Genomic DNA, 20,409 nt, shown 5'->3' with positions numbered 1-20,409 from the left:
AAAAATGTCTGGGACACAATTCCCCAACTTTTAATTAGATTGGGGGAAAATAGTATTCTGTAGGTACAGGCACAAAAATCAAGAAAGTGATTACAATACTCAAGGTGAAATCTAATTCTCTTGAGTGACTAAAGTTATGGAAAATTTTGTTTTTTACAACCCAGTTAAAATCCTGTTTGGTAGGGGTCAAATCGCTAATATTGGTTCAGAAATCCCGGCGAACGCGAAAATTCTGATTACTTACGGTGGTGGTAGTATTAAAGCTAATGGGGTTTATGATCAAGTAAAATTGGCATTGGCTGGTAGAAATGTATTTGAGTTCGGCGGTATTGAACCCAATCCTCATTTTGAAACTTTGATGCAGGCGGTTGAGTTAATCCGCAAAGAAGGTATTGATTTTCTGTTGGCTGTGGGTGGTGGTTCTGTTGCAGACGGGACTAAGTTTATAGCGGCTGCTGTTCCTTTTGTGGGCGACCCTTGGGATATTTTAGCTCATGGCGCACCGGTAACGACGGCTTTACCAATGGGGGTGGTTTTGACTTTACCTGCAACTGGTTCAGAAATGAATACAAATTCAGTTGTGACTAAGTGGGAAACTAAAGAAAAGTTATTTTTCGCTAGTCCCTTGGTGTTTCCGAAATTTTCCGTTCTTGACCCAGAAACAACTTTCTCCCTGCCTCCTCGGCAAATTAGCAATGGTATTGTTGATGCTTTTACTCATGTGATGGAGCAGTATTTGACCTATCCGGTGAATGCACCATTACAAGACCGCATGGCTGAATCAATTTTACAAACTTTGATTTCAGAAGGACCAAAAACTTTAGCTAATCCTACAGATTATGATGCGCGAGCAAATTTGGTTTGGTCGGCGACAATGGCATTAAATGGGTTAATTGCGGCTGGTGTGCCTCAAGATTGGACGACTCACATGATAGGCCATGAGTTGACAGCGTTGCATGGTATGGATCATGCTCAAACTTTGGCGGTTGTGTTACCTGGAACTTTGACGATTAGACGCGATCGCAAGTGGCAAAAACTTCTACAATATGCAGATAGAGTTTGGCAAGTTGTCGGTGGTTCGGAAGAAGAACGGGTAAATGCCGCAATTACTAAAACTCGTGATTTCTTTGAATCAGTTGGTGTTCGCACTCATTTATCTGATTATGGTGTGGGAGTAGAAACTATTCCCGCAGTTATCAAAAATTTAGAAAAACATGGGATGACCGCTTTGGGGGAAAATAAAGACGTTAACCCCCAAGTTGTGGAACAGATTTTAGCTCTTTGTGCTTAAAAGTTAAATCCGCAGGTCAGACGTTTTGTTGTTTGTCTGACCTGCATTAAGTCGGTTGGCGGAGAAATTGGTAGAAATGTAAAAATATTATCGAAATCCTAAAATTTTAATCAGCAATGGGACAAAGAACATCCCATTGAAAAACCGATGCTGATGCAGCCAAATTATTAGAAGGGGCAGTAGAAAATGATAGTATTTAAGAAAAGAGTTAAAAACCTAACACCAACCCATCTGCGTTAATCAGCGTCCATCTGCGTTTGCAATCTCATTGATGAAAATGTTAACCCAATTTGAAAAATTACCCTTTTTGCAAAAATTATGTTGGCAAAGAGAAAATACCGAAGATCTTACTCCTTTAGAAATACTGAGAATATATGAACGCGGGTGGCACTACCGGGGAGTTTTAGGCGACTTAAGCCAAATAGAAACCTTATTTGTGCAACAATTAGCTCAATATTATCATTCATGGTTAGGAGCGAAAATGTTTGAGAGGGAGTTTCATCAAAAAATTTTAAATGTTCTTAATCAATTAAAGGCTAATTTTTTATTAGAGTGTGGCGCATATTTTGGCGGTGGGACTCTGGTTAGTTTAAATCATGGAGAATATAGATTAAGCAAAGATATAGATTTTCTCTGTTCTACTGGTACAGGCTACCGATTACTACGACAAAAAATAGCTGAAAATCAATATAATGCCCTTTTCAACACTCAAAATAATCTCAATCTACCCGGACAAATTAAAGCTGACCAGTACGGAATAAGATTTGCCATTATAGTTGATGAAACCCTGATTAAATTTGAGATAATTATGGAAGGACGGATTGAATTGGGAGAAGCAAATTATCCCATTTGGTCGCCTGTCCCATGCTTAAATCAAATTGACAGTTTTGCCGAAAAACTTTTAGCTAATTCTGACAGATGGAATGATTCCTCAGTAGAGTCGAGAGATTTGATTGATTTGGCTATGCAAAGGCTCAATTCTCCCATTCCTCAAGTAGCTATTGAGAAGGCAGAATCAGCTTATCCTGTAATTGAACCTTTAAAAAAAGCGATACTTTTTTTCCAAAATCACCCCAATTATCGAGACAAATGTTTTACGGCTTTGCGAATTGCCGAACCCAGTAAAATTATTGATGGTATTGATTTAATTGCGACTGATTTCGACTTAAAAAAGACACATAGAACTTTTAGCGAATTTCAACAAGACGGGGAATGACAATTAATCGCTTTTCTTCCCAGACAACAAAATTAGATCAATCATTCCTGAATTTGAAAAGTATTCGCTTTGACTAATTAAAAATAACATTATTACGGCTATCGTAGCAATTATCCTTGCTACTATCATTTGTGAAGGTAATCTTGTTAGAACGGACTCAGAAGTTTCACCGATTCCCTAGTGGAAACCGAGGCGATAACGGGCAAGGATAGTGACCCAGGCTCTAGAACCTCAAAGCAAACTTACGAGTAAGGTCAATCAGAGAGCGAATTATAAGCAATTGACGCTATTTGACCTTGGTTAACTACATTAGTTGTGTATCCCTAAGTGAAAATTGGAAAAGTTGTAAGTGCGATCGCTACTAAGGTAGAATATTCAAAGTCCAGTAAAAACTTCCCTACCACAAGGTCAGTAACTCAGCCCTAAAGGGACTGAGCTTGTAAGAAATTGCAAGCTGTACTGACCAGTCTAAGTCTTCACTGACTACGTTTTTTGAGTCACGACACCCCGGAATGCGTAGCTAGTTCCCTGCTCTGTCATTTGCAATTAAACAGTTTTAAAGTCACTGAAACAGTGTTGCAAGTCTAAAAAGCTCTTAAAACATTGACGAAGCTAACATTACCCCAGAAATGGGAGGCTCTTCGGAGCAACACATTATGCGTACAGAGTTGGGAATTTTGAATCGGTAATTGTCCCGTTGAAAGTACATTACAAAAGTACACCGAATTTACCAACTCCAAGGCGGTAATGAAAAAATATTCAAGGCGGTTAAAACCGCACGAGTCGTTTCCCTCTCAGCACTGAAGTGTCTGAGTTTCCCACTTACCGGGTATTTTTATGATACTGGGAAGTCTTTGTTGTTTGTGGTAGCTTCAAACCCAAAGGAAGTCAGGAAAACCACAATTAGCGGCAGCAAAACTCTAAATGTACCTGTTCCTACGGCTAACAGGTTCCAAAATTGGCATTTTTGAGATTCCAGTTTAGCTTGGACATTGGCTATGACTTCATACATTTGTTTTTCTGGTAGTACAATTATCAGTAAAAATTAATCTAATAACTATAGTTTCTTGTTAAGTTAAATTAAATCACAGTGATAATTACCCCAAATTTATCGGGTAAGTTGAGTTTTTGTATCAAATGAGCAGGGTTAACGGAGTAATACAGACAATGCAGCAACTTGTAGACCAAATTAAAACAATTGATTTTCAAAGTGAAATATATAAAGATGCTTATAGCCGCATCAATGCCATTGTAATTGAAGGGGAACAAGAAGCCCACGAAAATTACATTACATTAGCTCAACTACTGCCGGCACAGGAAAAGGAACTAATTGCCCTCTCGAAAATGGAAAGTCGCCACAAAAAAGGATTTGAAGCCTGTGGACGGAACTTAAAAGTGACTCCAGATTTAGAATTTGCGAAAAAGTTTTTCTTGGGACTACATGACAATTTCCAAACCGCAGCTAAAGAAGGTAAAGTCGTGACTTGCCTGTTGATTCAATCATTAATTATCGAATGTTTTGCGATCGCCGCCTACAATATCTATATTCCTGTGGCTGATGATTTTGCTCGTAAAATCACAGAAGGGGTAGTAAAAGAAGAATACAGCCATCTCAACTTTGGTGAAGTGTGGTTGCAAAAAAACTTTACAGAATCCAAAGCCGAATTAGAGCAAGCTAACCGCCAAAACCTGCCTCTAGTATGGAGAATGCTCAATCAAGTAGCAGATGATGCCAAAGTTTTAGCTATGGAAAAAGACGCTTTAGTAGAAGATTTTATGATTCAATATGGTGATGCCCTAAGTAACATTGGCTTCACTACCCGTGATATCATGCGTCTTTCTGCCTACGGACTTGTAGCCGCTTAAGAATATCCTTGGGGTGACAACCATGTTACCCCAAGGGAAGTAGGGGAGGTAGGGGAAGTAGGGGAGGTAGGGGAAGTAGGGGAGGTAGGGGAAGTAGTCAACTGTCAACTGTGAACATTGACCCCTTATGTAGTATTTTTAATAGTTAGATACTATAGTTTGCGATTTCTCTCAAATTCAAGACTCAAATCCAAAGTTGGTATTGCTCACTAATTCCACAGTTTTGCACGACAGCACACGCCTAATATATCACTCCATGTTTGGTTTAATTGGACATCTGACTAGTTTAGAACACGCTCAATCAGTAGCTCAAGAATTGGGATATCCAGAATATGCCGATCAAGGGCTAGACTTTTGGTGTAGCGCCCCGCCGCAAATAGTTGATCATATCACTGTCACCAGTATCACCGGGCAGAAAATAGAAGGAAAGTATGTAGAATCATGCTTTTTACCGGAAATGCTGGCTAATCGCCGCATTAAAGCCGCAACGCGCAAAATTCTTAATGCTATGGCTCATGCTCAAAAGCATGGCATTGATATTACAGCCTTGGGTGGATTTTCCTCAATTATTTTTGAGAACTTTAATTTAGAGCAGTTCAAACAAGTCCGCAATATTAACCTAGATTTTGAACGCTTCACCACAGGCAACACTCATACAGCTTACATTATTTGTCGGCAAGTAGAAGAAGCTTCCAAACAACTAGGGATTGAATTGTCCAAAGCAACTGTAGCTGTGTGCGGTGCAACGGGGGATATTGGCAGCGCAGTCACCCGCTGGCTAGATAAAAAAACAGATGTTCAAGAATTATTATTAATTGCGAGAAATCAAGAACGTCTCCAAGAACTGCAAGCAGAACTAGGACGGGGTAAAATTATGGGATTACAGGAAGCATTACCCCAAGCGGATATTGTCGTCTGGGTGGCGAGTATGCCCAAAGGCGTAGAAATTGACCCAACAACATTAAAACAACCCTGTCTATTGATTGATGGGGGCTATCCTAAAAACTTAGGCACAAAAGTTCAGCATCCGGGGGTATATGTATTAAATGGTGGCATTGTGGAGCATTCTCTAGATATTGACTGGAAAATCATGAAAATTGTCAATATGGATGTGCCAGGGCGGCAATTATTTGCTTGTTTTGCCGAATCAATGCTGCTGGAATTTGAGAAGTTATATACAAACTTTTCTTGGGGGCGTAATCAGATTACCGTAGACAAAATGGAGCAAATTGGTCGTGTGTCCATTAAACACGGTTTTAGACCATTACTAGTTTAGTCATTGGTCATTGGTCAGTGGTCAGTGGCAAAGAAAAGACAACTGACAACTGACAACTGACAACCAACAACTGACAACTGACAACTGACAACGAACATAATTATGGCAACCACTGAGCGCAAACCGCTACTGTTAGATTTTGAAAAGCCTTTAGCAGAACTGGCTACTCGGATTGACCAAATTCGCCAATTGGCTGAAGAAAATGGTGTTGATGTTTCTGGACAAATTCGCCAACTAGAAACGCGGGCGACGCAATTGCGGGAGGAGATTTTTAGCAGTCTGACACCATCTCAACGATTACAGGTAGCTCGTCATCCCCGCCGCCCTAGCACTTTAGATTATATCCAGTCTATCAGCGATGAATGGATGGAGTTACATGGCGATCGCTGTGGCGGCGATGATCCGGCTTTAGTTGGTGGCGTTGGTCGTATAGCTGGACAACCAGTGATGATGTTAGGACATCAAAAAGGTCGAGATACTAAAGACAACGTTGCCCGCAACTTTGGTATGGCTGCTCCTGGTGGCTACCGTAAGGCTCTGCGCCTCATGGAACACGCCAATAAATTTAGTATGCCAATTTTGACCTTTATTGATACTCCTGGGGCTTGGGCGGGCATCGAAGCCGAACATCAAGGACAAGGAGAGGCGATCGCCTATAACCTGCGAGAAATGTTCAGTTTTGACGTACCCATCATTTGTACAGTTATCGGTGAAGGTGGATCTGGCGGGGCTTTAGGTATTGGTGTAGGCGATCGTCTACTGATGTTTGAACACTCAGTTTACACCGTAGCTACCCCCGAAGCCTGTGCCGCAATTTTGTGGAAAGATGCCAGTAAATCTCACCTAGCCGCCGTAGCCCTGAAAATCATCTCCCACGACCTCAAAAACTTGGGTATTATTGACCAAATCCTCCCTGAACCCTTGGGTGGCGCACACTCAGACCCCTTAACAGCGGCTACCAACTTAAAACAAGCCTTAGTGGAAAACTTAGACGAACTCAACCGTCTCACCCCAGCCGAGCGCCGCCAACTCCGTTATGATAAATTCCGTAATATCGGCGTTTTCACAGAACTTGCCCACTAAAAATACTCAAGAAAATGGTATAGAATAATAGCAATGCTATAATTGCCTATGGCTGCTTAAAGATTTTTAACAATCTTCAAGAGCCATAGGCATTTGTATTTACTTGATTTTATGAATTCTGAGCAAAAAAGACGCGCCTTAATTACTGGTGCTAGTAGCGGAATTGGCAGAGCAACAGCTTTAGCATTTGCAAAGGCTGGAATAGATGTAGCATTAGTCAGCCGTTCTCAGGATAAACTAGAGTCTGTAGCTAGAGCCGCACAGGAGTTAGGAGTAGAAGCCCAAGCCTTTTGTCTAGACTTAGCTGAAGTTACCCAAGTTAAATCCAAAATTCAAGGAATAGCTGACAAATTTGGCAACATAAATATTCTCATTAATAACGCTGGAATTGGATATACAGGCAACCTGAGTGAAACACCCTTGGAAGACTGGCAACAAGTCATTGACTTGAACCTGACCAGTGTCTTTCAGTGCATGATGGGAATTTTGCCAGGAATGCGCCAACAAGGGCAAGGCACAATTATTAACATTGCTTCTATAGCAGCCAAACAAACCTTTCCAGGTTGGGGTGCTTACTGCGTCAGCAAAGCAGGACTTCTTTTCCTCTCCCAAACCCTCGCACAAGAAGAACGGGCTAATGGTATTCGCGTCATTGCCATTTGTCCTGGTTCTGTCAATACGGCAATTTGGGATACTCCAACCGTCCAGGCTAACTTTGACCGTTCCCAAATGTTAACTCCAGAAATTGTGGCAACAACAATTTTACACACTGTCTTATTACCACAAGAAGCAGTAATTGAAGAATTGACGATTATGTCCAATGCTGGTGTTCTCTAATTGGTAATTTCCTCATTTATCTCTTTAAATGATTAATTACCACTGACGACTGACAACTGACAACTGAAAAATTACTAAAATTTAATCATGACTATCGCTGGTTCAAACGGTTCTAATACCTCGCAATCGCCTCTGATTCCTGATTTAGCAGAAGCTATCAATGTCCGACCAGACCGTAATACCCATAATGGCAGAGAACCAGAAATACATCCACCATCGGAAGAAACAATGGATGAGATGATGCAAGCCGTGCGGACAATGTTAGTGGGATTAGGAGAAGACCCTGAACGGGAAGGGCTGCTAAAAACACCTAAGCGCGTAGCTAAGGCGATGAAATTTCTCACCAGCGGCTACAATCAATCTCTAGAAGACCTCATCAATGGTGCGATATTTGATGAAGGACATGATGAAATGGTTTTGGTAAGAGACATTAACTTCTTTAGCCTGTGTGAACATCATATGCTGCCATTCATGGGTAGAGCGCACGTTGCTTATATTCCCAATCAAAAAGTTGTAGGATTAAGCAAACTGGCAAGAATTGTGGAAATGTATTCTCGCCGATTGCAAGTTCAAGAAAGACTAACTCGACAAATTGCTGAGGCACTACAAGCAGTCCTCGAACCCAAAGGTGTGGCTGTAGTCATGGAAGCTACTCATATGTGTATGGTGATGCGGGGGGTTCAAAAACCTGGTTCTTGGACAGTTACCAGTTCGATGGTAGGTATTTTCCAAGAACAACACAAAACCCGTGAAGAATTTTTCAACTTGATTCGTCATCAAGCGTCATTGTTTTAATGCGGGATAGGGGTAGGGGGTAGGGAGTAGGGGGAGTAGGGGGAGTAGGGGGAGTAGGGGAGTAGGGGAGTAGGGGGAGTAGGGGAGTAGGGGAGTAGGGGGAGTAGGGGAGTAGGGGAGTAGGGGAGTAGGGGAGTAGGGGGAGTAGGGGGAGTAGGGGGAGTAGGGGGAGTAGGGGGCAGGGAGATTATTTATCTTTCTATTGCCTATTGCCTATTGCCTATTGCCTATTGCCTATTGCCTATTACCTATTACCTATTACCTATTACCTATTGCCTATTGCCTATTGCCTATTGCCTATTGCCAATTACCAATTACCAATTACCAATTCTCTAACTTTTGAAACAATAGGGCTACTTTATCTAAATCTTTGTTACCTGGTGAGTGTTCGACACCACTAGATAGATCAATACCATTGGGTTTAATTTGACTTAAAGCAGTCAAAATATTATCTGGTGTGAGTCCTCCGGCTAAGAACCAAGGAAGACCAGGGCTAAATTGCTGATTTAGTTGATGCCAATCTAAGGTTTGTCCTGTTCCTCCTAGCTGTTGGGGATGGTAAGCATCAAGTAGTAGAGTATCTACATAATCGGTGTAATGTATGGTGGTTTGTAGATGCTCTAAACTGCGGACTCGCAAGGCTTTGATAATTTCCACTTGGGGTAGGGATTGACGTAATTGCTGGCAAAATTCTGGTGTTTCGTCTCCATGTAGCTGGACACCGGTTAAACCAGACTTTTTAACTATTTGACTAATTTCAGAAATAGTAGTGTTAGCAAAAACGCCGATTTTATCAATATTTTTGGAAATCGGGGCGTTGCCTTCAGCCAGTGCAGCTATGGCTGCCTGAATTTGGGCTATGGTAACGTAACGAGGAGAAGTGGGAACACAGATAAATCCTAGTGCTGTTGCACCCAAGGCAGCTATAGCTAGAGACTGCTCTGGTTGAGTAATACCGCAAATTTTAACCCGCATTTCTATCAGAAAAGTTACAAATAATCACAAAAGTATCTTAATTCAAGTTAAAAACTTTTGCTTTGTCCTGGGTAATTTTATAATTCTGTAGGACTATATTCATTTTTTCATTTAGGAGAAAACAATTTCATGTCATCAATTTTATTAGCCGCAGCATCCGTTCCTGTTACACCAGTGTGGAGTCCTACAGTCGGTATCATTATCAGTGCCAGCAGCGCAGTTGTATTATTATTTACTTTTGCACTGAAATCTGCTAAAGTTGGACCTGCGATGCCTGTATTGCCTGTAAGTGTACCAGGATTCATTGGAGCAATGGCTTTTGGTCATGTAATTGGTATTGGTATTGTGTTAGGACTGACTAATATTGGTCGTTTGTAAGTTGGATTAACAAATTCCAGATCCCCGACTTCTTGGAGAAGTCGGGGATCTATGCTATTTAAAATTGTCTATCCTAGAGTTATACATACATTTCTCTCTATAAAAGAATTTCTGGAAATATCTAATAATGCAAACAAATTGGCAAATAGGTTCTTTATTTGGCATTCCTTTATTTTTAGACCCCTTATGGTTTGTGATTTTGGGGCTAACAACTCTGAATTTTGGGTTAGCTTATCAGCAATGGGGGGCTATTGCGGGTTGGAGTGCTGGTTTGATGATGGCACTGCTGTTATTTGCTTCGGTGCTGCTACATGAGTTGGGACATAGCTTGGTGGCACAATCCCAAGGTATTAAGGTGAATTCAATTACTTTGTTTTTGTTTGGGGGGGTGGCGGCAATTGAGGAGGAGTCAAAAACTCCTGGTCAGGCTTTTCAGGTGGCGATCGCTGGTCCTGCGGTAAGTGTGATTCTATTTTTCTTACTGCGTCTAGGTTCAAGTTTGATTCCTGATAGTAACCCCTTAAATGAAATGACGGGAGATTTATCGAGGATTAACTTGGTGGTGGCTTTATTTAATTTAATTCCTGGTTTGCCTTTGGATGGGGGACAGGTATTAAAAGCGGCTTTGTGGAAAGTTACAGGCGATCGCTTTCAAGCGGTACACTGGGCAGCAAAAGCTGGACAAATTTTAGGTTATGGTGCGATCGCTTTGGGTTTTGCTATTGACTTCTTTACCAGAGAATTTATCACGGGTTTATGGATGGTTTTGATCGGCTGGTTTGCAGTGCGTAATGCTAACAGTTATGACCGTGTCACCACATTACAAGAAACCTTACTCAAGTTAGTAGCAGCCGATGGCATGACTCGTAATTTTCGGGTAGTTGATGCCAATCAAACATTGCGAGAATTTGCTGATTTATATCTTTTAGAAACTACTGCACCGCAAGTTTATTTTGCGGCTGCTGATGGTCGTTATCGGGGTTTAGTTAATATTAATGATTTGCGGACAACGCAAAGAAGTGAATGGGAAACTCAAACTTTACAAACTATTGTTCATCCTTTGACGACAATTCCCACTGTGATTGAATCCACTTCTTTGGCTGAGGTAATTAGGAAATTAGAAACCGAACAACTATCTCAAATTACTGTTCTTTCTCCTGCGGATGCTGTTGCTGGTGTCATTGATAGAGGGGATATTGTCCAAGCATTAGCACAAAAGTTAAATTTGCCAATTACTGCTGCGGAAATTAAACGAATTAAGGAAGAAGGGAGCTTTCCCCCAGGTTTACAATTAGGGGTAATAGCAAAGTCTGTAGAACCATAAAAATGTCTGATACCGTAGCCATATCAGGATAATCAGGATTAAGGATGCTTGATGATTAATAAATCCTGTAAATCCTTAAATCCTGATTCTGACAATAAAATTTTTATTTAGGGACTTCCAAGAAATAAATTATCCTGATTAACGAACCACAGAGGCGCAGAGGACACAGAGGAATAAGGGTTTGAGAGATTTTTGCGTTAGGTGGTTGAGTATTTTTTTATTTGGAAGTCCCTTAGCAGACAGTTTCATCTGGTTGGATATTACCAAAAAGACGTTCACTCAACTTTGACAGGGTGAATTGATTCTTTTTTGTGAAAAAACATAATTTTAGCTCCTGCAAACTTTCACCTAAAAAAACAAAATTTATCATCCTAACTATTGTTAAGTAATGGGACAGAATTAATTACACAATTGATTTTTCTGTTCCCTGTTCCCTGTTCCCTCTCTCAACGAGTGAATTTAATTTTGTCCGACTACTTAAGTTATACTCTGCTGCTTCTTTGCCATAACCCCCATAAATAAATCGCAATAATTGCCCCTATAACTGCCACTACTACTCCAGGAATACTTAAAGATGCGGATGTAAGTTGTAAGGTCCCTGTACGAATGAGAGTAAATAAAGTTCCACCGATAAAAGCACCAACAATACCTAATATCATGGTGGATATCATCCCCCCACCTTGATAACCAGGATAGACTGATTTGGCAATTACACCAGCTAATAGTCCTAAAATTATCCAAGTAATAATATTCATGGATGTCCTCAAAAATTTGACTCAAGTTATGTCAAATTTATCAAAGCTTCATATTATTTATTTCTATCTAATGACGTAAACTATATAAATCAAAAGGTATGTAGTTTTGTTCTCTTCATAAATTATCACTACATACCAATTCAATACTGCTCGGTTAATAAAATGTAGGTTGGTTTCAGCCACAGCAAGACCCAACAAAATCCTTAATAATGTTGAGTTTCTTTGCGTTAACCCAACCTACCATATAACGTTTTTTAGTCTTAACCGAGTAGTATTGCATAGCAATTCTAATTAAATAGAACGAGAGAATTTTGTCTCTCTAGTTCTTGTATGAGTATCGAAAACAACCGCAATATTTCTAACTAGCAATCTGCCAATATCAGTAATATGGATTTCATCAGCTAAGACATTTACTAATCCATCAGCTTGTAGAGGTGCTAATTCTTTGAGTTCATAGGAGAAATATCTATCAAAATTGATATGATACTTCTGTTCAATTTCTAACTTATTTAGTTGAAAGTGAGACATTATGGACATAATTACATCCCGTCTAATAATGTCATCTTGAGTGAGTTTAATACCTTTACTAGTAGGAATTACACCACTCGCAACTGCTTTGTAATAATCCTTTAATTCCTTGTGGTTTTGAGCATAGGCATCTTCTAACATACTAATAGATGTAGCCCCAAACCCAAATAATTCGGTTTCTGCATGGGTAGTATAACCTTGGAAATTACGTTTTAGTGTACCATGACGTTGAGCGATCGCTAATTCGTTATTATTTTTAGCAAAATGATCCATGCCAATAAACAGGTACTCGTTATTAGTTAATTCCTCAATTGTCATTTTGAGAATATCTAACTTTTCTTCTGCTCCCGGTAATGCGTCTTGAGGAATCATTTTTTGCACAGGTTTAATCCAAGGCACATAAGCAAAATTAAACACGACAATTCTATCAGCATCTAAAGTCATTGTCTTGTGTAATGTTTCCCGAAAAGTATCAAGAGTTTGATAGGGTAAACCATAAATTAAGTCTACATTCACACTATCAAATTTAGCCTCCTTAATCCAACTCATTACATCAAACAGCAATGATTCTGGTTGAATACGATTCACTGCTTTTTGTACTTCCGGGTTAAAATCTTGAATACCAAAACTAATGCGATTAAAGCCAATATCCCTCAGAAACAAGATGTAATCTCTAGTCACATAGCGGGGGTTAATTTCAATAGATACTTCTGCATCTGAAGCAATTTGAAAATTATGGGTAATGCTTTTCCACAGGAATTCTACTTGATTAAGTTCTAAATAATTTGGTGTACCTCCACCCCAATGAATCTGAAGTACCTTTCTATCTTTATCAATTAAAGCTGAAGTATTTTTGATTTCCTGTTCCAAATGTTCTAGATATGGAATAGCCATATTCTTGTTATTGGTAATTACCGTATTGCAACCACAGAAATAGCAAGCACTTTGGCAAAAAGGAATATGGAAATACAAAGATAGGGGCGTTTTTCGTTGATTGGAAGCGGTAATTGCAGATTGAAACTCTCTTGCGGTGAAATTTTCACTTAATTCTGTTGCTGGGGGATAACTCGTGTATCTAGGAGCGCGAGTATCATACTTTTGAATTAGATCAAAATCAAACTTAATGCCAGGTAGTAGAAAAACCATTACAGTCTCCAATAAATGTGAGTATATTTCTGTGTAGTTGGGAAGTAATCAATTTTCCCAATTTAATGTTGTAATTTAGGATTTAGCAAATAGAATATATTTATTCTATTTGTTTGTAGTTAGCATTATTTTTTGACGAACCACAGAGGCACAGAGAACACAGAGGAAGAGGATGGATTTTTATATAATTCATCGTTGCTAAAGTTAATTGGGTGATGAATTATATTTTTGTAAATTATGCAGGGACTTAAACTAAATCATTGTAAGTGGCTCTACCAAGAGCTTCGATTAAGATACTTTCCAATTCTTGAAGTATCTGCATATTTAACTTAAAAGCATGGTTAGCTTCTGCTACAATTTTGTCAGCGGTTGTATCATCAATATTAACTTTATCTAATGCTTGACGATACTTTCCTTTGAAAGTCTGCTTGTCTGGAATTTGCTGAAAATTGTAAAAGGAAGTTCCTTCATGTCCAGAAAGTTTTAAGGCTGACTGAGCAATTTTTTGGAGCATTTGCCCACCAGAAAGATCACCCAAATAACGAGTATAGGAATGAGCTAACAATAGTGCGGGTTCATGAGTGGAAATTTGTTGGATACGCGCAGTATAAGCTTGGGCGGCAGGTGAAGGGGTGATGCGCTTGTACCATTGACTCCCATAATAAAATAACATATCTTGCTCTAGGCAAGATTGGCGATTTAGTTCGGGAAAATAAATCAAACTAATCACAGGATGCTGTTTATGTTTCTCAATTGCTGCTTCTAGTTCACTATAAACAAAATAGAAATTTCTCAACAATTGAATGAAACAATCTCTATCTACAACTCCTTGCACAAAACATTTCATGAAGCCGAGATTTTCTGAATCTGTATGCGCTTGTTGAGTTCCTATACGCAGTTTCATTGCCAAATCATTACTCATTCTTAGTTCCTTCTTGTTTACTTGTCAGGGTTTGCAAATTTCAACGACTTGTTTATCAGTTCACCGTCGTTATCATCACAGGAAAATTGCTATTCTGTGGGAATAGGGTTTTGAGAATAATTTCTCTAGCACAAATTACTACCGATGTGGATTTCGGCTATTTTTACTGCTCCTGAAATTATTTAACTATTATTCTTTGTATAACTATAAGAGTATTCATATTTATTTATGGTTTCATAAATACATTTGTCCCGTAAATAGGTATTTAAACTATACGAAAGTTAAGAATAATTCAGTATTTTTGTAAGAATTAGTTTCAATAGTTTAACTGATGACTAATAACAAATATTTATGCTTATATAATTTTAAGGCAGATAATGGTAAAGGGACTACTTATGGTTAAATCGTTGGATAAACCGCCACTTGATTTATCGAAATCGGGTGTAAAAACACCAGTTCAAGAAACATTATTAACACCCAGATTTTATACCACTGACTTTGATACAGTGGCAAAAATGGATATTTCTGGGTATGAAACGGAATTAAGGGCTGTAATTGACGAACTCAAGGCTGATTATAACCGTCATCACTTTGTGCGAGATGATGAATTTAAGCAAGGTTGGGATCACATTGTTGGTGAAAAACGACTTGCTTTTATTGACTTTTTAGAACGTTCTTGTACTTCGGAATTCTCTGGGTTTTTACTATTTAAAGAATTATCTCGTCGTCTCAAGGATAGTAACCCTTTACTATCAGAAGCATTTGCTTATTTAGCGCGAGATGAAGCCCGTCATGCTGGCTTTTTGAATAAGTCAATGGCAGATTTTAACCTTTCCCTTGACTTGAGTTATCTCACTAAAAATCGTACCTATACATTTTTCCCAATCGAGTGGGTTATTTACACAGTTTACCTATCGGAAAAAATCGGTTATTGGCGTTACATTTTAGTATTTCGCCATATGGAAAAAAATCCAGAGTACCAGTTTTATCCTCTATTTAGAAAGTTTGAAAGTTGGTGTCAAGATGAGAATAGACACGGTGATTTTTTCAAGGCTTTGTTACGTTCTCAACCCCAGTTATGGAATAATTGGAAATCTCGGCTATGGGTGCGATTCTTCCTATTAACTGTATTCGCTACCCACACCATGACAGTATTTGAAAGAGGGAATTTCTATGAAATCTTAGGTATGCACCCTCGTAAATATAATACTCAAGTAATTGAGGAAACCAACAAAACCGCAGCTAAGGCATTTCCAATTATTTTAAATACCAATCACCCATACTTTTTCTGGTATTTGGAACAATGTGCATTGTATAATCAGAAAATAATTGATCTCAATCAAATTAATGATTGGGGAATTGTGAAATTTATCCAAAAAATTCCCTTAACTTTAATGATTTTTTGGTATATGTTCAAGATTTTTCTGATTAAACCCATCAACACAGAAGCAACTCGTGAACAAGTTTGTTAATTAATCAATCAATCAGATCCCCGACTTCTCTAAGAAGTCGGGGATCTAATCCTTACTTTAATTGCAATGGCGTATATTTTCCTCCCAATGCTTCAACAATAGCGCGGGTATTTGCTGCCATCATCTTTATATAAGTATCGCCATTACTACCTTTTGCCCCAATAGAATCAGAATAAAGTGAAGTTGGTGCTAATTTTACTCCGGCTTCTTCGGCTACTGTTTTAATTAAAGCTGGATTAATTGTTGTTTCAGCAAATATGGCAGGAACACCGATTTTTTTAATTGACTCTACTAACTTTTTCACGGTTTGGGCGCTGGGTTGTTCTTCCGTACTAATGCCAATTAAAGTCCCAGCGATCGCTATTTTATAAGCACTTCCATAATATTGAAAAGCATCATGGGTAGTGATGAGTTTCCGTTTATCTGCGGGAATTGTTTGAATTTCTTGAAGAATCCAAATATGTAATTGCTGTAATTCATCAGTTAGCTTTTGGGCATTTTGAGTAAATTTTTCTTTGTCCTCCGGTGACAATTCAATTAAACTATCTCGAATGGCTTTCACCATAGATATAACATTTTCTGCACTGCCCCAAACGTGAGGATCTGGAACAATTTGTCCTTTACCTTTATCTAACTTTAAAGATATAACAACTTCCCCCACAGGGATTTTTTTTACTTTCCCTCCAGTTGCATTCATTAACTTAATCAGTCCCGGTTCCAAATTGTAACCGTTATACAAAATCAAGTTAGCTTTTTCCAAAACCCGACTATCTGCGGGTACAGGTTCGTAAACGTGAGGGTCTGCACCTGGTTTAAGAATACCCGTAATCTGTACTTCTTCTCCACCAATTTCTTCAGCCAAGTCAGCAATAATGGTACTTGTTGCTACAACCTGCGGCTTAGTATTTCCCTGGGGTTGGGAGTTGGGAGTACAACCCATTAAAGCCAAAGATAAGAACATTCCTAGCCAAAGGGGATTAAGTAAAGAGAACCTAACCCCCAACCCCTTCCCTAGCAGGGAAGGGGAGTAAGAATAAAAGCCTCTCTCCTCACAGGGTAGAGGTTTGGAGAGAGGTTTCAGTAATAAGTCATACATTGGATTAAGTATTAGTTTCATTTATCTCACTGATTACTTCTAGTTATAGATATTCTCATATTTCTCTCATTTTTATGGTAAGCTCAAAAAATAAGTATTTTAAATAGGGTTATGCAAAACTTCTCTTTTTACCAAAAATTTAGCCTATCTCCTGTAAATCAAGTAGATATACCTGCACAAATTATCAAATCTATTGACATGAATTCATCAACAGCAATTAACATCACTCATGTAGGTGTACATTACCGCGCACAAGAAGCACTTCGGGATGTTAACTGCATAATTAAACCAGGAAAGCTAACGGGAATTTTTGGACCCAATGGCGCGGGTAAAAGTACATTAATGAAAGCTATTTTGGGATTAGTTCCCATGAGTAGTGGTCAAGTTTTATATAAAAGCAAGCCTTTAATGCAGCAACTAGAAAAAGTTGCTTATGTACCACAACGTAGCCAAATTGACTGGAATTACCCCGCTACTGTGTGGGATGTAGTGATGATGGGGCGTGTCAAAAAAACAGGATGGTTACGGAGCTTCTCCACAGTTAGCCGTCAAATCGCTAAACAAGCATTAGAACGAGTGGGAATAGAAGAATTAAAAAATCGTCCCATTGGTGAACTTTCTGGAGGACAACAACAACGGGTATTTCTAGCCAGGGCGTTAACTCAAGAAGCGGAAATTTTCTGTTTTGATGAACCCTTTGTCGGGATAGATCAAAAAACCCAAGCTATCATTTTTGAAGTCTTTGAAGAATTAGCAAAAAACAATAAAATTGTCTTAGTAGTTAATCATGATTTAGGCGAATCAATCACCCATTTTGATGATTTAATCTTACTAAACTGCGAAGTAATTGCCACAGGTTCACGCCAACAAGTCTTGACAGAAGAAAACTTATATCGTGCTTATAGTGGTAAAGTTATGTACTTTGCGGCTTAATTTATTATGTGTTTGAATCAGCCAGAATCAGCCAGGGAATAAATTCCCTGTCTTATAGCTAAAGTCGGTTAAAACCGACTATTTTAGGATAATTAATTTGTTTCCCAATCAGCAATATGTTTCAAGCACTAATAGAACCGTTGCAATATGGCTTCATGCAGCGTTCCTTAATCATCGCCATATTAGTAGGCTTATTGTGTGCCATTGTTGGTAGTTATTTAATGGTACAACGCCTTGCATTGCTGGGTGATGCTATTAGTCATTCAGTATTACCAGGACTAGCGATCGCCTTCATGATTGGTGCTAATATCTTTGTCGGGGCGTTTATTGCCGGTGTTTTGAGTACAATGGCTATAGCCGTAATTAAAACCCGATCTCCCATTAAAGAAGATGCCGCTATGGGCATAGTTTTTTCTGCCTTTTTTGCCCTTGGAGTTACTTTAATTACAGTCATTCAAAAGGATAATAAAATTGATTTGAATCACTTTCTTTTTGGTAATATTTTGGGCGTAACTAGAGACGAAGTCCGAGACACTGCTATTATTGCAGCTATTGTTTTAATAATAGTTTTCTTATTATACAAAGAACTGTTATTTTACACTTTTGATCCTTTAGGCGCACAAGCTGCCGGTTTACCAGTTAATCGCTTAAATTTTGGTTTAATGTTGTTAATTGCTTTAACAATTGTTGCCAGTATGAAAGCTGTGGGAGTAATTTTAGTATTATCACTTTTAATTACTCCAGGGGCAACTGCTTATTTATTGGTGAACCGTTTACATGAGGTAATGATTTTGGGGGCGGTAATTGGGGTAATTTCTAGTATTAGTGGAATGTATCTCAGCTACTTTTATAATTTACCCTCTGGTCCAGCGATTGTGTTAGTGGTTTCGGGTTTATTTACGTTGGCTTTGTTGTTTAGTCCTCGACATGGGATTTTGATTCCTATTAACAGTCTCCGGTCTAAAGACGCGGAGATTCTATAGAGAGTTTCAGTCTATATCCCTCAGTTATCCCAGTTTTAGGCATTGATGGAAAATTTACCCAGAAAAAAAAGCGGGCTAACCGCTTATTAGAAGGTTAACCCGTTTCACTTTGGGAACGCGCTACAGAAATTGTTACTGCAATACCAACTTAAACTGAGGAAATCGGCGACTATAGGGACTAGAACGCACGTCAGCTAAGGCTGTTACTTGATGTTGGTGTAACAGTTCGATAAATGTTTCAATTGTATGATTGGAATGACCAATAGTGAATGTTTTCATAATTTGTTATTATGGGGAATAACACTGAATTACAATTATTTACAGGCATTTTAACGGTTATAACGTCAAAATGCAACTATACTTTTTACACTGAACTAGGCAACTTGCAACGGTTTTGTAGGAAGCATTCTGGGTTCTGGTAATACTTGATTTTCTTGAGTAAGCATCTCAACAAAAGCCTCAATTACTTCCTGACCATTTCTAGCAGCTTCTTCGTAAGTTTTACCATGTGTATGAAACTGTTGCCAGGGAAATTCAGGTAAGTGAACTAAAAAAAGTTGATCCTCTTGAGACCATTGAATTACCATGCTGTAGTGATAAGTCATTCTTCACCTTCCTTATTTTCTAGTTCTTCCAGCTTTTTCAGCACCCGCTGAATGTTTTTTTCTAAATATAGCGGAGCATCATCTCCATCTTTTCCCGGTATGGTTAATGGTTCTTCCGGTAATAAAGGATGTTTCCAATAAGTATGACTTCCTTTACCTCTACCTGCTTGAAGGAGATACCCAACTTTTGCCACTATTGCCTTCAGTTCTCTTATTTTCTTCGGCATTTCTCATTACCATACTCCTACTTTATATTGTATGCTATCTCTGTACAACATAATTATTGTCTGAATCAGGATATCCAGGATTTAAGGATTTACAGGATGATGATAAGATGAATATGATAGATTATAATCCAAATTATTTTGTCAGATTACTTGTATTTATCTAACTGATTATGTTAATTCATTTTTAATTTGATTTATTGCATTTTTCAGATTACCTGAATTACTCCAATTTACAAACCCACCAAAAATTAGATACCCATCATTATCAGCTAGAAAAATATGGTTAAGTCCAATAACGTTTTTGCAAATTTTAACTACAGTACCATCTTTCAGTACAAATATAGGTCTAGACCATTTAAAATCTCTGTCATGACAATGAGATATGCTAGGTACAGCATCTAAAATTTCTATAGCTTTCTGTGCAAATTTTGAAATAGTAACAGCTTTTTCAGCTTCATAAAGTACATCATCAGTAATATAATTCATTACTTTCCCAAATACAGATACTTCAAAAACTTTCCACATGATTTTTTATCCTATTACGCACATTAAGTAAATATTATTGGAATATTTTACAAGTACATCAGACTATAGATAAATAATTTTTATTTACAAAATTTATTTATACAAAATTGTAATCAGACGTTGAGAAAATTATTTAAAAATTACTTCCTCTCTAATCTCAACTTCCTGTATATAAT

22 protein-coding genes are annotated in these 20,409 nt (G+C 38.4%); 12 read left to right on the top strand and 10 right to left on the bottom strand.

The genetic code is table 11. From position 1 onward, the window contains the following. Positions 1-136: 136 nt before the first annotated feature. Both HEQ36_RS09320 and HEQ36_RS09315 read left to right on the top strand, forming a co-directional pair. Positions 137-1,291, top strand: coding sequence for an iron-containing alcohol dehydrogenase (locus HEQ36_RS09320; protein WP_168635227.1), 1,155 nt, complete (start codon positions 137-139; stop codon positions 1,289-1,291). A 277-nt stretch (positions 1,292-1,568) separates the two neighbouring features. Next, the gene (locus HEQ36_RS09315) at positions 1,569-2,507 is read left to right on the top strand and encodes a nucleotidyl transferase AbiEii/AbiGii toxin family protein (protein WP_233455387.1); all 939 of its coding nucleotides are present in this window, start codon (positions 1,569-1,571) and stop codon (positions 2,505-2,507) included. Between the two features lie 835 nt (positions 2,508-3,342). On the opposite strand, the gene HEQ36_RS09310 is transcribed toward HEQ36_RS09315, so the two are convergent. Continuing rightward, positions 3,343-3,519 carry a hypothetical protein gene (locus HEQ36_RS09310; RefSeq protein WP_168635226.1) on the bottom strand — a complete coding sequence of 59 codons (177 nt, stop codon included), beginning with the start codon at positions 3,517-3,519 and terminating at the stop codon, positions 3,343-3,345. 155 nt (positions 3,520-3,674) lie between these two features. On the opposite strand from HEQ36_RS09310, the gene HEQ36_RS09305 reads away from it, so the two are divergent. From HEQ36_RS09305 to folE, 5 genes are all read left to right on the top strand, one after another. Continuing rightward, positions 3,675-4,373 carry an aldehyde oxygenase (deformylating) gene (locus tag HEQ36_RS09305; RefSeq protein WP_027403458.1) on the top strand — a complete coding sequence of 233 codons (699 nt, stop codon included), beginning with the start codon at positions 3,675-3,677 and terminating at the stop codon, positions 4,371-4,373. 256 nt (positions 4,374-4,629) lie between these two features. After that, positions 4,630-5,649, top strand: coding sequence for a long-chain acyl-[acyl-carrier-protein] reductase (locus tag HEQ36_RS09300; RefSeq protein WP_039202860.1), 1,020 nt, complete (start codon positions 4,630-4,632; stop codon positions 5,647-5,649). Positions 5,650-5,751: 102 nt separating this feature from the next. After that, positions 5,752-6,732, top strand: a complete 981-nt coding sequence (locus HEQ36_RS09295; protein WP_039202861.1) for an acetyl-CoA carboxylase carboxyltransferase subunit alpha — start codon at positions 5,752-5,754, stop codon at positions 6,730-6,732. 111 nt (positions 6,733-6,843) lie between these two features. Further along, a complete protein-coding gene (locus tag HEQ36_RS09290) occupies positions 6,844-7,569 on the top strand; it encodes an SDR family oxidoreductase (protein WP_039202862.1) in 726 nt (241 codons plus the stop codon). Between the two features lie 87 nt (positions 7,570-7,656). Then, positions 7,657-8,364, top strand: coding sequence for a GTP cyclohydrolase I FolE (folE, locus tag HEQ36_RS09285; RefSeq protein ID WP_039202863.1), 708 nt, complete (start codon positions 7,657-7,659; stop codon positions 8,362-8,364). Between the two features lie 321 nt (positions 8,365-8,685). On the opposite strand, the gene HEQ36_RS09280 is transcribed toward folE, so the two are convergent. Continuing rightward, positions 8,686-9,339: a phosphoribosylanthranilate isomerase gene (locus tag HEQ36_RS09280; protein ID WP_053537547.1), complete on the bottom strand. Its 654-nt coding sequence runs from the start codon at positions 9,337-9,339 to the stop codon at positions 8,686-8,688. A gap of 129 nt (positions 9,340-9,468) precedes the next feature. On the opposite strand from HEQ36_RS09280, the gene psaK reads away from it, so the two are divergent. Together psaK and HEQ36_RS09270 are read left to right on the top strand one after the other, a co-directional pair. Further along, positions 9,469-9,717 carry a photosystem I reaction center subunit PsaK gene (psaK, locus tag HEQ36_RS09275; protein ID WP_027403464.1) on the top strand — a complete coding sequence of 83 codons (249 nt, stop codon included), beginning with the start codon at positions 9,469-9,471 and terminating at the stop codon, positions 9,715-9,717. A 127-nt stretch (positions 9,718-9,844) separates the two neighbouring features. Further along, positions 9,845-11,041, top strand: coding sequence for a site-2 protease family protein (locus HEQ36_RS09270; protein ID WP_168635225.1), 1,197 nt, complete (start codon positions 9,845-9,847; stop codon positions 11,039-11,041). Positions 11,042-11,523: 482 nt separating this feature from the next. Here HEQ36_RS09270 and HEQ36_RS09265 read toward each other — a convergent pair whose 3' ends face one another. The 3 genes from HEQ36_RS09265 to HEQ36_RS09255 form a co-directional block, all read right to left on the bottom strand. Then, positions 11,524-11,796: a GlsB/YeaQ/YmgE family stress response membrane protein gene (locus HEQ36_RS09265; RefSeq protein ID WP_039202108.1), complete on the bottom strand. Its 273-nt coding sequence runs from the start codon at positions 11,794-11,796 to the stop codon at positions 11,524-11,526. Positions 11,797-12,087: 291 nt separating this feature from the next. Next, a complete protein-coding gene (gene hemN / locus HEQ36_RS09260) occupies positions 12,088-13,470 on the bottom strand; it encodes an oxygen-independent coproporphyrinogen III oxidase (RefSeq protein ID WP_168635224.1) in 1,383 nt (460 codons plus the stop codon). 247 nt (positions 13,471-13,717) lie between these two features. Next, complete coding sequence (locus HEQ36_RS09255; RefSeq protein WP_039202111.1) at positions 13,718-14,392, bottom strand: heme oxygenase (biliverdin-producing); 675 nt, start codon at positions 14,390-14,392, stop codon at positions 13,718-13,720. Between the two features lie 395 nt (positions 14,393-14,787). Here HEQ36_RS09255 and acsF point away from each other — a divergent pair, with 395 nt between their 5' ends. Next, a complete protein-coding gene (gene acsF / locus HEQ36_RS09250; protein WP_027403469.1) occupies positions 14,788-15,864 on the top strand; it encodes a magnesium-protoporphyrin IX monomethyl ester (oxidative) cyclase in 1,077 nt (358 codons plus the stop codon). A gap of 52 nt (positions 15,865-15,916) precedes the next feature. Here the strand turns inward: acsF and HEQ36_RS09245 are convergent, their stop codons facing one another. Then, a complete protein-coding gene (locus HEQ36_RS09245) occupies positions 15,917-16,825 on the bottom strand; it encodes a metal ABC transporter substrate-binding protein (protein ID WP_233455386.1) in 909 nt (302 codons plus the stop codon). Positions 16,826-17,071: 246 nt separating this feature from the next. Between HEQ36_RS09245 and HEQ36_RS09240 the strand changes: the two genes are divergently transcribed. After that, on the top strand, positions 17,072-17,893 hold the full coding sequence (locus HEQ36_RS09240) for a metal ABC transporter ATP-binding protein (protein WP_053537552.1): 822 nt from the start codon (positions 17,072-17,074) through the stop codon (positions 17,891-17,893). A gap of 116 nt (positions 17,894-18,009) precedes the next feature. Further along, complete coding sequence (locus HEQ36_RS09235) at positions 18,010-18,876, top strand: metal ABC transporter permease (RefSeq protein WP_168635223.1); 867 nt, start codon at positions 18,010-18,012, stop codon at positions 18,874-18,876. A 132-nt stretch (positions 18,877-19,008) separates the two neighbouring features. On the opposite strand, the gene HEQ36_RS09230 is transcribed toward HEQ36_RS09235, so the two are convergent. The 4 genes from HEQ36_RS09230 to HEQ36_RS09215 all read right to left on the bottom strand — a co-directional run bounded on the left by HEQ36_RS09230 (position 19,009) and on the right by HEQ36_RS09215 (position 20,233). After that, positions 19,009-19,155 (bottom strand): DUF488 family protein, encoded by a 147-nt coding sequence (locus HEQ36_RS09230; RefSeq protein ID WP_193964113.1) that lies wholly within the window; start codon positions 19,153-19,155, stop codon positions 19,009-19,011. 95 nt (positions 19,156-19,250) lie between these two features. Then, positions 19,251-19,481: a type II toxin-antitoxin system HicB family antitoxin gene (locus HEQ36_RS09225; protein ID WP_168635222.1), complete on the bottom strand. Its 231-nt coding sequence runs from the start codon at positions 19,479-19,481 to the stop codon at positions 19,251-19,253. Next, on the bottom strand, positions 19,478-19,708 hold the full coding sequence (locus tag HEQ36_RS09220; RefSeq protein ID WP_168504900.1) for a type II toxin-antitoxin system HicA family toxin: 231 nt from the start codon (positions 19,706-19,708) through the stop codon (positions 19,478-19,480). Before HEQ36_RS09220 ends, HEQ36_RS09225 begins: the two co-directional genes overlap by 4 nt. A 168-nt stretch (positions 19,709-19,876) precedes the next feature. Further along, positions 19,877-20,233, bottom strand: coding sequence for a hypothetical protein (locus HEQ36_RS09215; protein ID WP_168635221.1), 357 nt, complete (start codon positions 20,231-20,233; stop codon positions 19,877-19,879). Positions 20,234-20,409 lie beyond the last annotated feature (176 nt).

It is taken from the genome of Anabaena sp. 54 (genome assembly GCF_017355725.1).
GTDB classification, from domain to species: domain Bacteria; phylum Cyanobacteriota; class Cyanobacteriia; order Cyanobacteriales; family Nostocaceae; genus Dolichospermum; species Dolichospermum heterosporum.
The sequence above is the reverse complement of the archived record's forward strand: the minus strand, read 5'-3'. Positions and strand labels throughout refer to the sequence as shown.

Bases quoted from the DNA above. Each gene is read 5' to 3' on its own strand.
- HEQ36_RS09320 (WP_168635227.1), top strand. From the start codon at position 137: ATGGAAAATTTTGTTTTTTACAACCCAGTTAAAATCCTGTTTGGTAGG.
- HEQ36_RS09315 (WP_233455387.1), top strand. From the start codon at position 1,569: ATGTTAACCCAATTTGAAAAATTACCCTTTTTGCAAAAATTATGTTGG.
- HEQ36_RS09310 (WP_168635226.1), bottom strand. From the start codon at position 3,519: ATGTATGAAGTCATAGCCAATGTCCAAGCTAAACTGGAATCTCAAAAA.
- HEQ36_RS09305 (WP_027403458.1), top strand. From the start codon at position 3,675: ATGCAGCAACTTGTAGACCAAATTAAAACAATTGATTTTCAAAGTGAA.
- HEQ36_RS09300 (WP_039202860.1), top strand. From the start codon at position 4,630: ATGTTTGGTTTAATTGGACATCTGACTAGTTTAGAACACGCTCAATCA.
- HEQ36_RS09295 (WP_039202861.1), top strand. From the start codon at position 5,752: ATGGCAACCACTGAGCGCAAACCGCTACTGTTAGATTTTGAAAAGCCT.
- HEQ36_RS09290 (WP_039202862.1), top strand. From the start codon at position 6,844: ATGAATTCTGAGCAAAAAAGACGCGCCTTAATTACTGGTGCTAGTAGC.
- folE (WP_039202863.1), top strand. From the start codon at position 7,657: ATGACTATCGCTGGTTCAAACGGTTCTAATACCTCGCAATCGCCTCTG.
- HEQ36_RS09280 (WP_053537547.1), bottom strand. From the start codon at position 9,339: ATGCGGGTTAAAATTTGCGGTATTACTCAACCAGAGCAGTCTCTAGCT.
- psaK (WP_027403464.1), top strand. From the start codon at position 9,469: ATGTCATCAATTTTATTAGCCGCAGCATCCGTTCCTGTTACACCAGTG.
- HEQ36_RS09270 (WP_168635225.1), top strand. From the start codon at position 9,845: ATGCAAACAAATTGGCAAATAGGTTCTTTATTTGGCATTCCTTTATTT.
- HEQ36_RS09265 (WP_039202108.1), bottom strand. From the start codon at position 11,796: ATGAATATTATTACTTGGATAATTTTAGGACTATTAGCTGGTGTAATT.
- hemN (WP_168635224.1), bottom strand. From the start codon at position 13,470: ATGGTTTTTCTACTACCTGGCATTAAGTTTGATTTTGATCTAATTCAA.
- HEQ36_RS09255 (WP_039202111.1), bottom strand. From the start codon at position 14,392: ATGAGTAATGATTTGGCAATGAAACTGCGTATAGGAACTCAACAAGCG.
- acsF (WP_027403469.1), top strand. From the start codon at position 14,788: ATGGTTAAATCGTTGGATAAACCGCCACTTGATTTATCGAAATCGGGT.
- HEQ36_RS09245 (WP_233455386.1), bottom strand. From the start codon at position 16,825: ATGTTCTTATCTTTGGCTTTAATGGGTTGTACTCCCAACTCCCAACCC.
- HEQ36_RS09240 (WP_053537552.1), top strand. From the start codon at position 17,072: ATGCAAAACTTCTCTTTTTACCAAAAATTTAGCCTATCTCCTGTAAAT.
- HEQ36_RS09235 (WP_168635223.1), top strand. From the start codon at position 18,010: ATGTTTCAAGCACTAATAGAACCGTTGCAATATGGCTTCATGCAGCGT.
- HEQ36_RS09230 (WP_193964113.1), bottom strand. From the start codon at position 19,155: ATGAAAACATTCACTATTGGTCATTCCAATCATACAATTGAAACATTT.
- HEQ36_RS09225 (WP_168635222.1), bottom strand. From the start codon at position 19,481: ATGACTTATCACTACAGCATGGTAATTCAATGGTCTCAAGAGGATCAA.
- HEQ36_RS09220 (WP_168504900.1), bottom strand. From the start codon at position 19,708: ATGCCGAAGAAAATAAGAGAACTGAAGGCAATAGTGGCAAAAGTTGGG.
- HEQ36_RS09215 (WP_168635221.1), bottom strand. From the start codon at position 20,233: ATGTGGAAAGTTTTTGAAGTATCTGTATTTGGGAAAGTAATGAATTAT.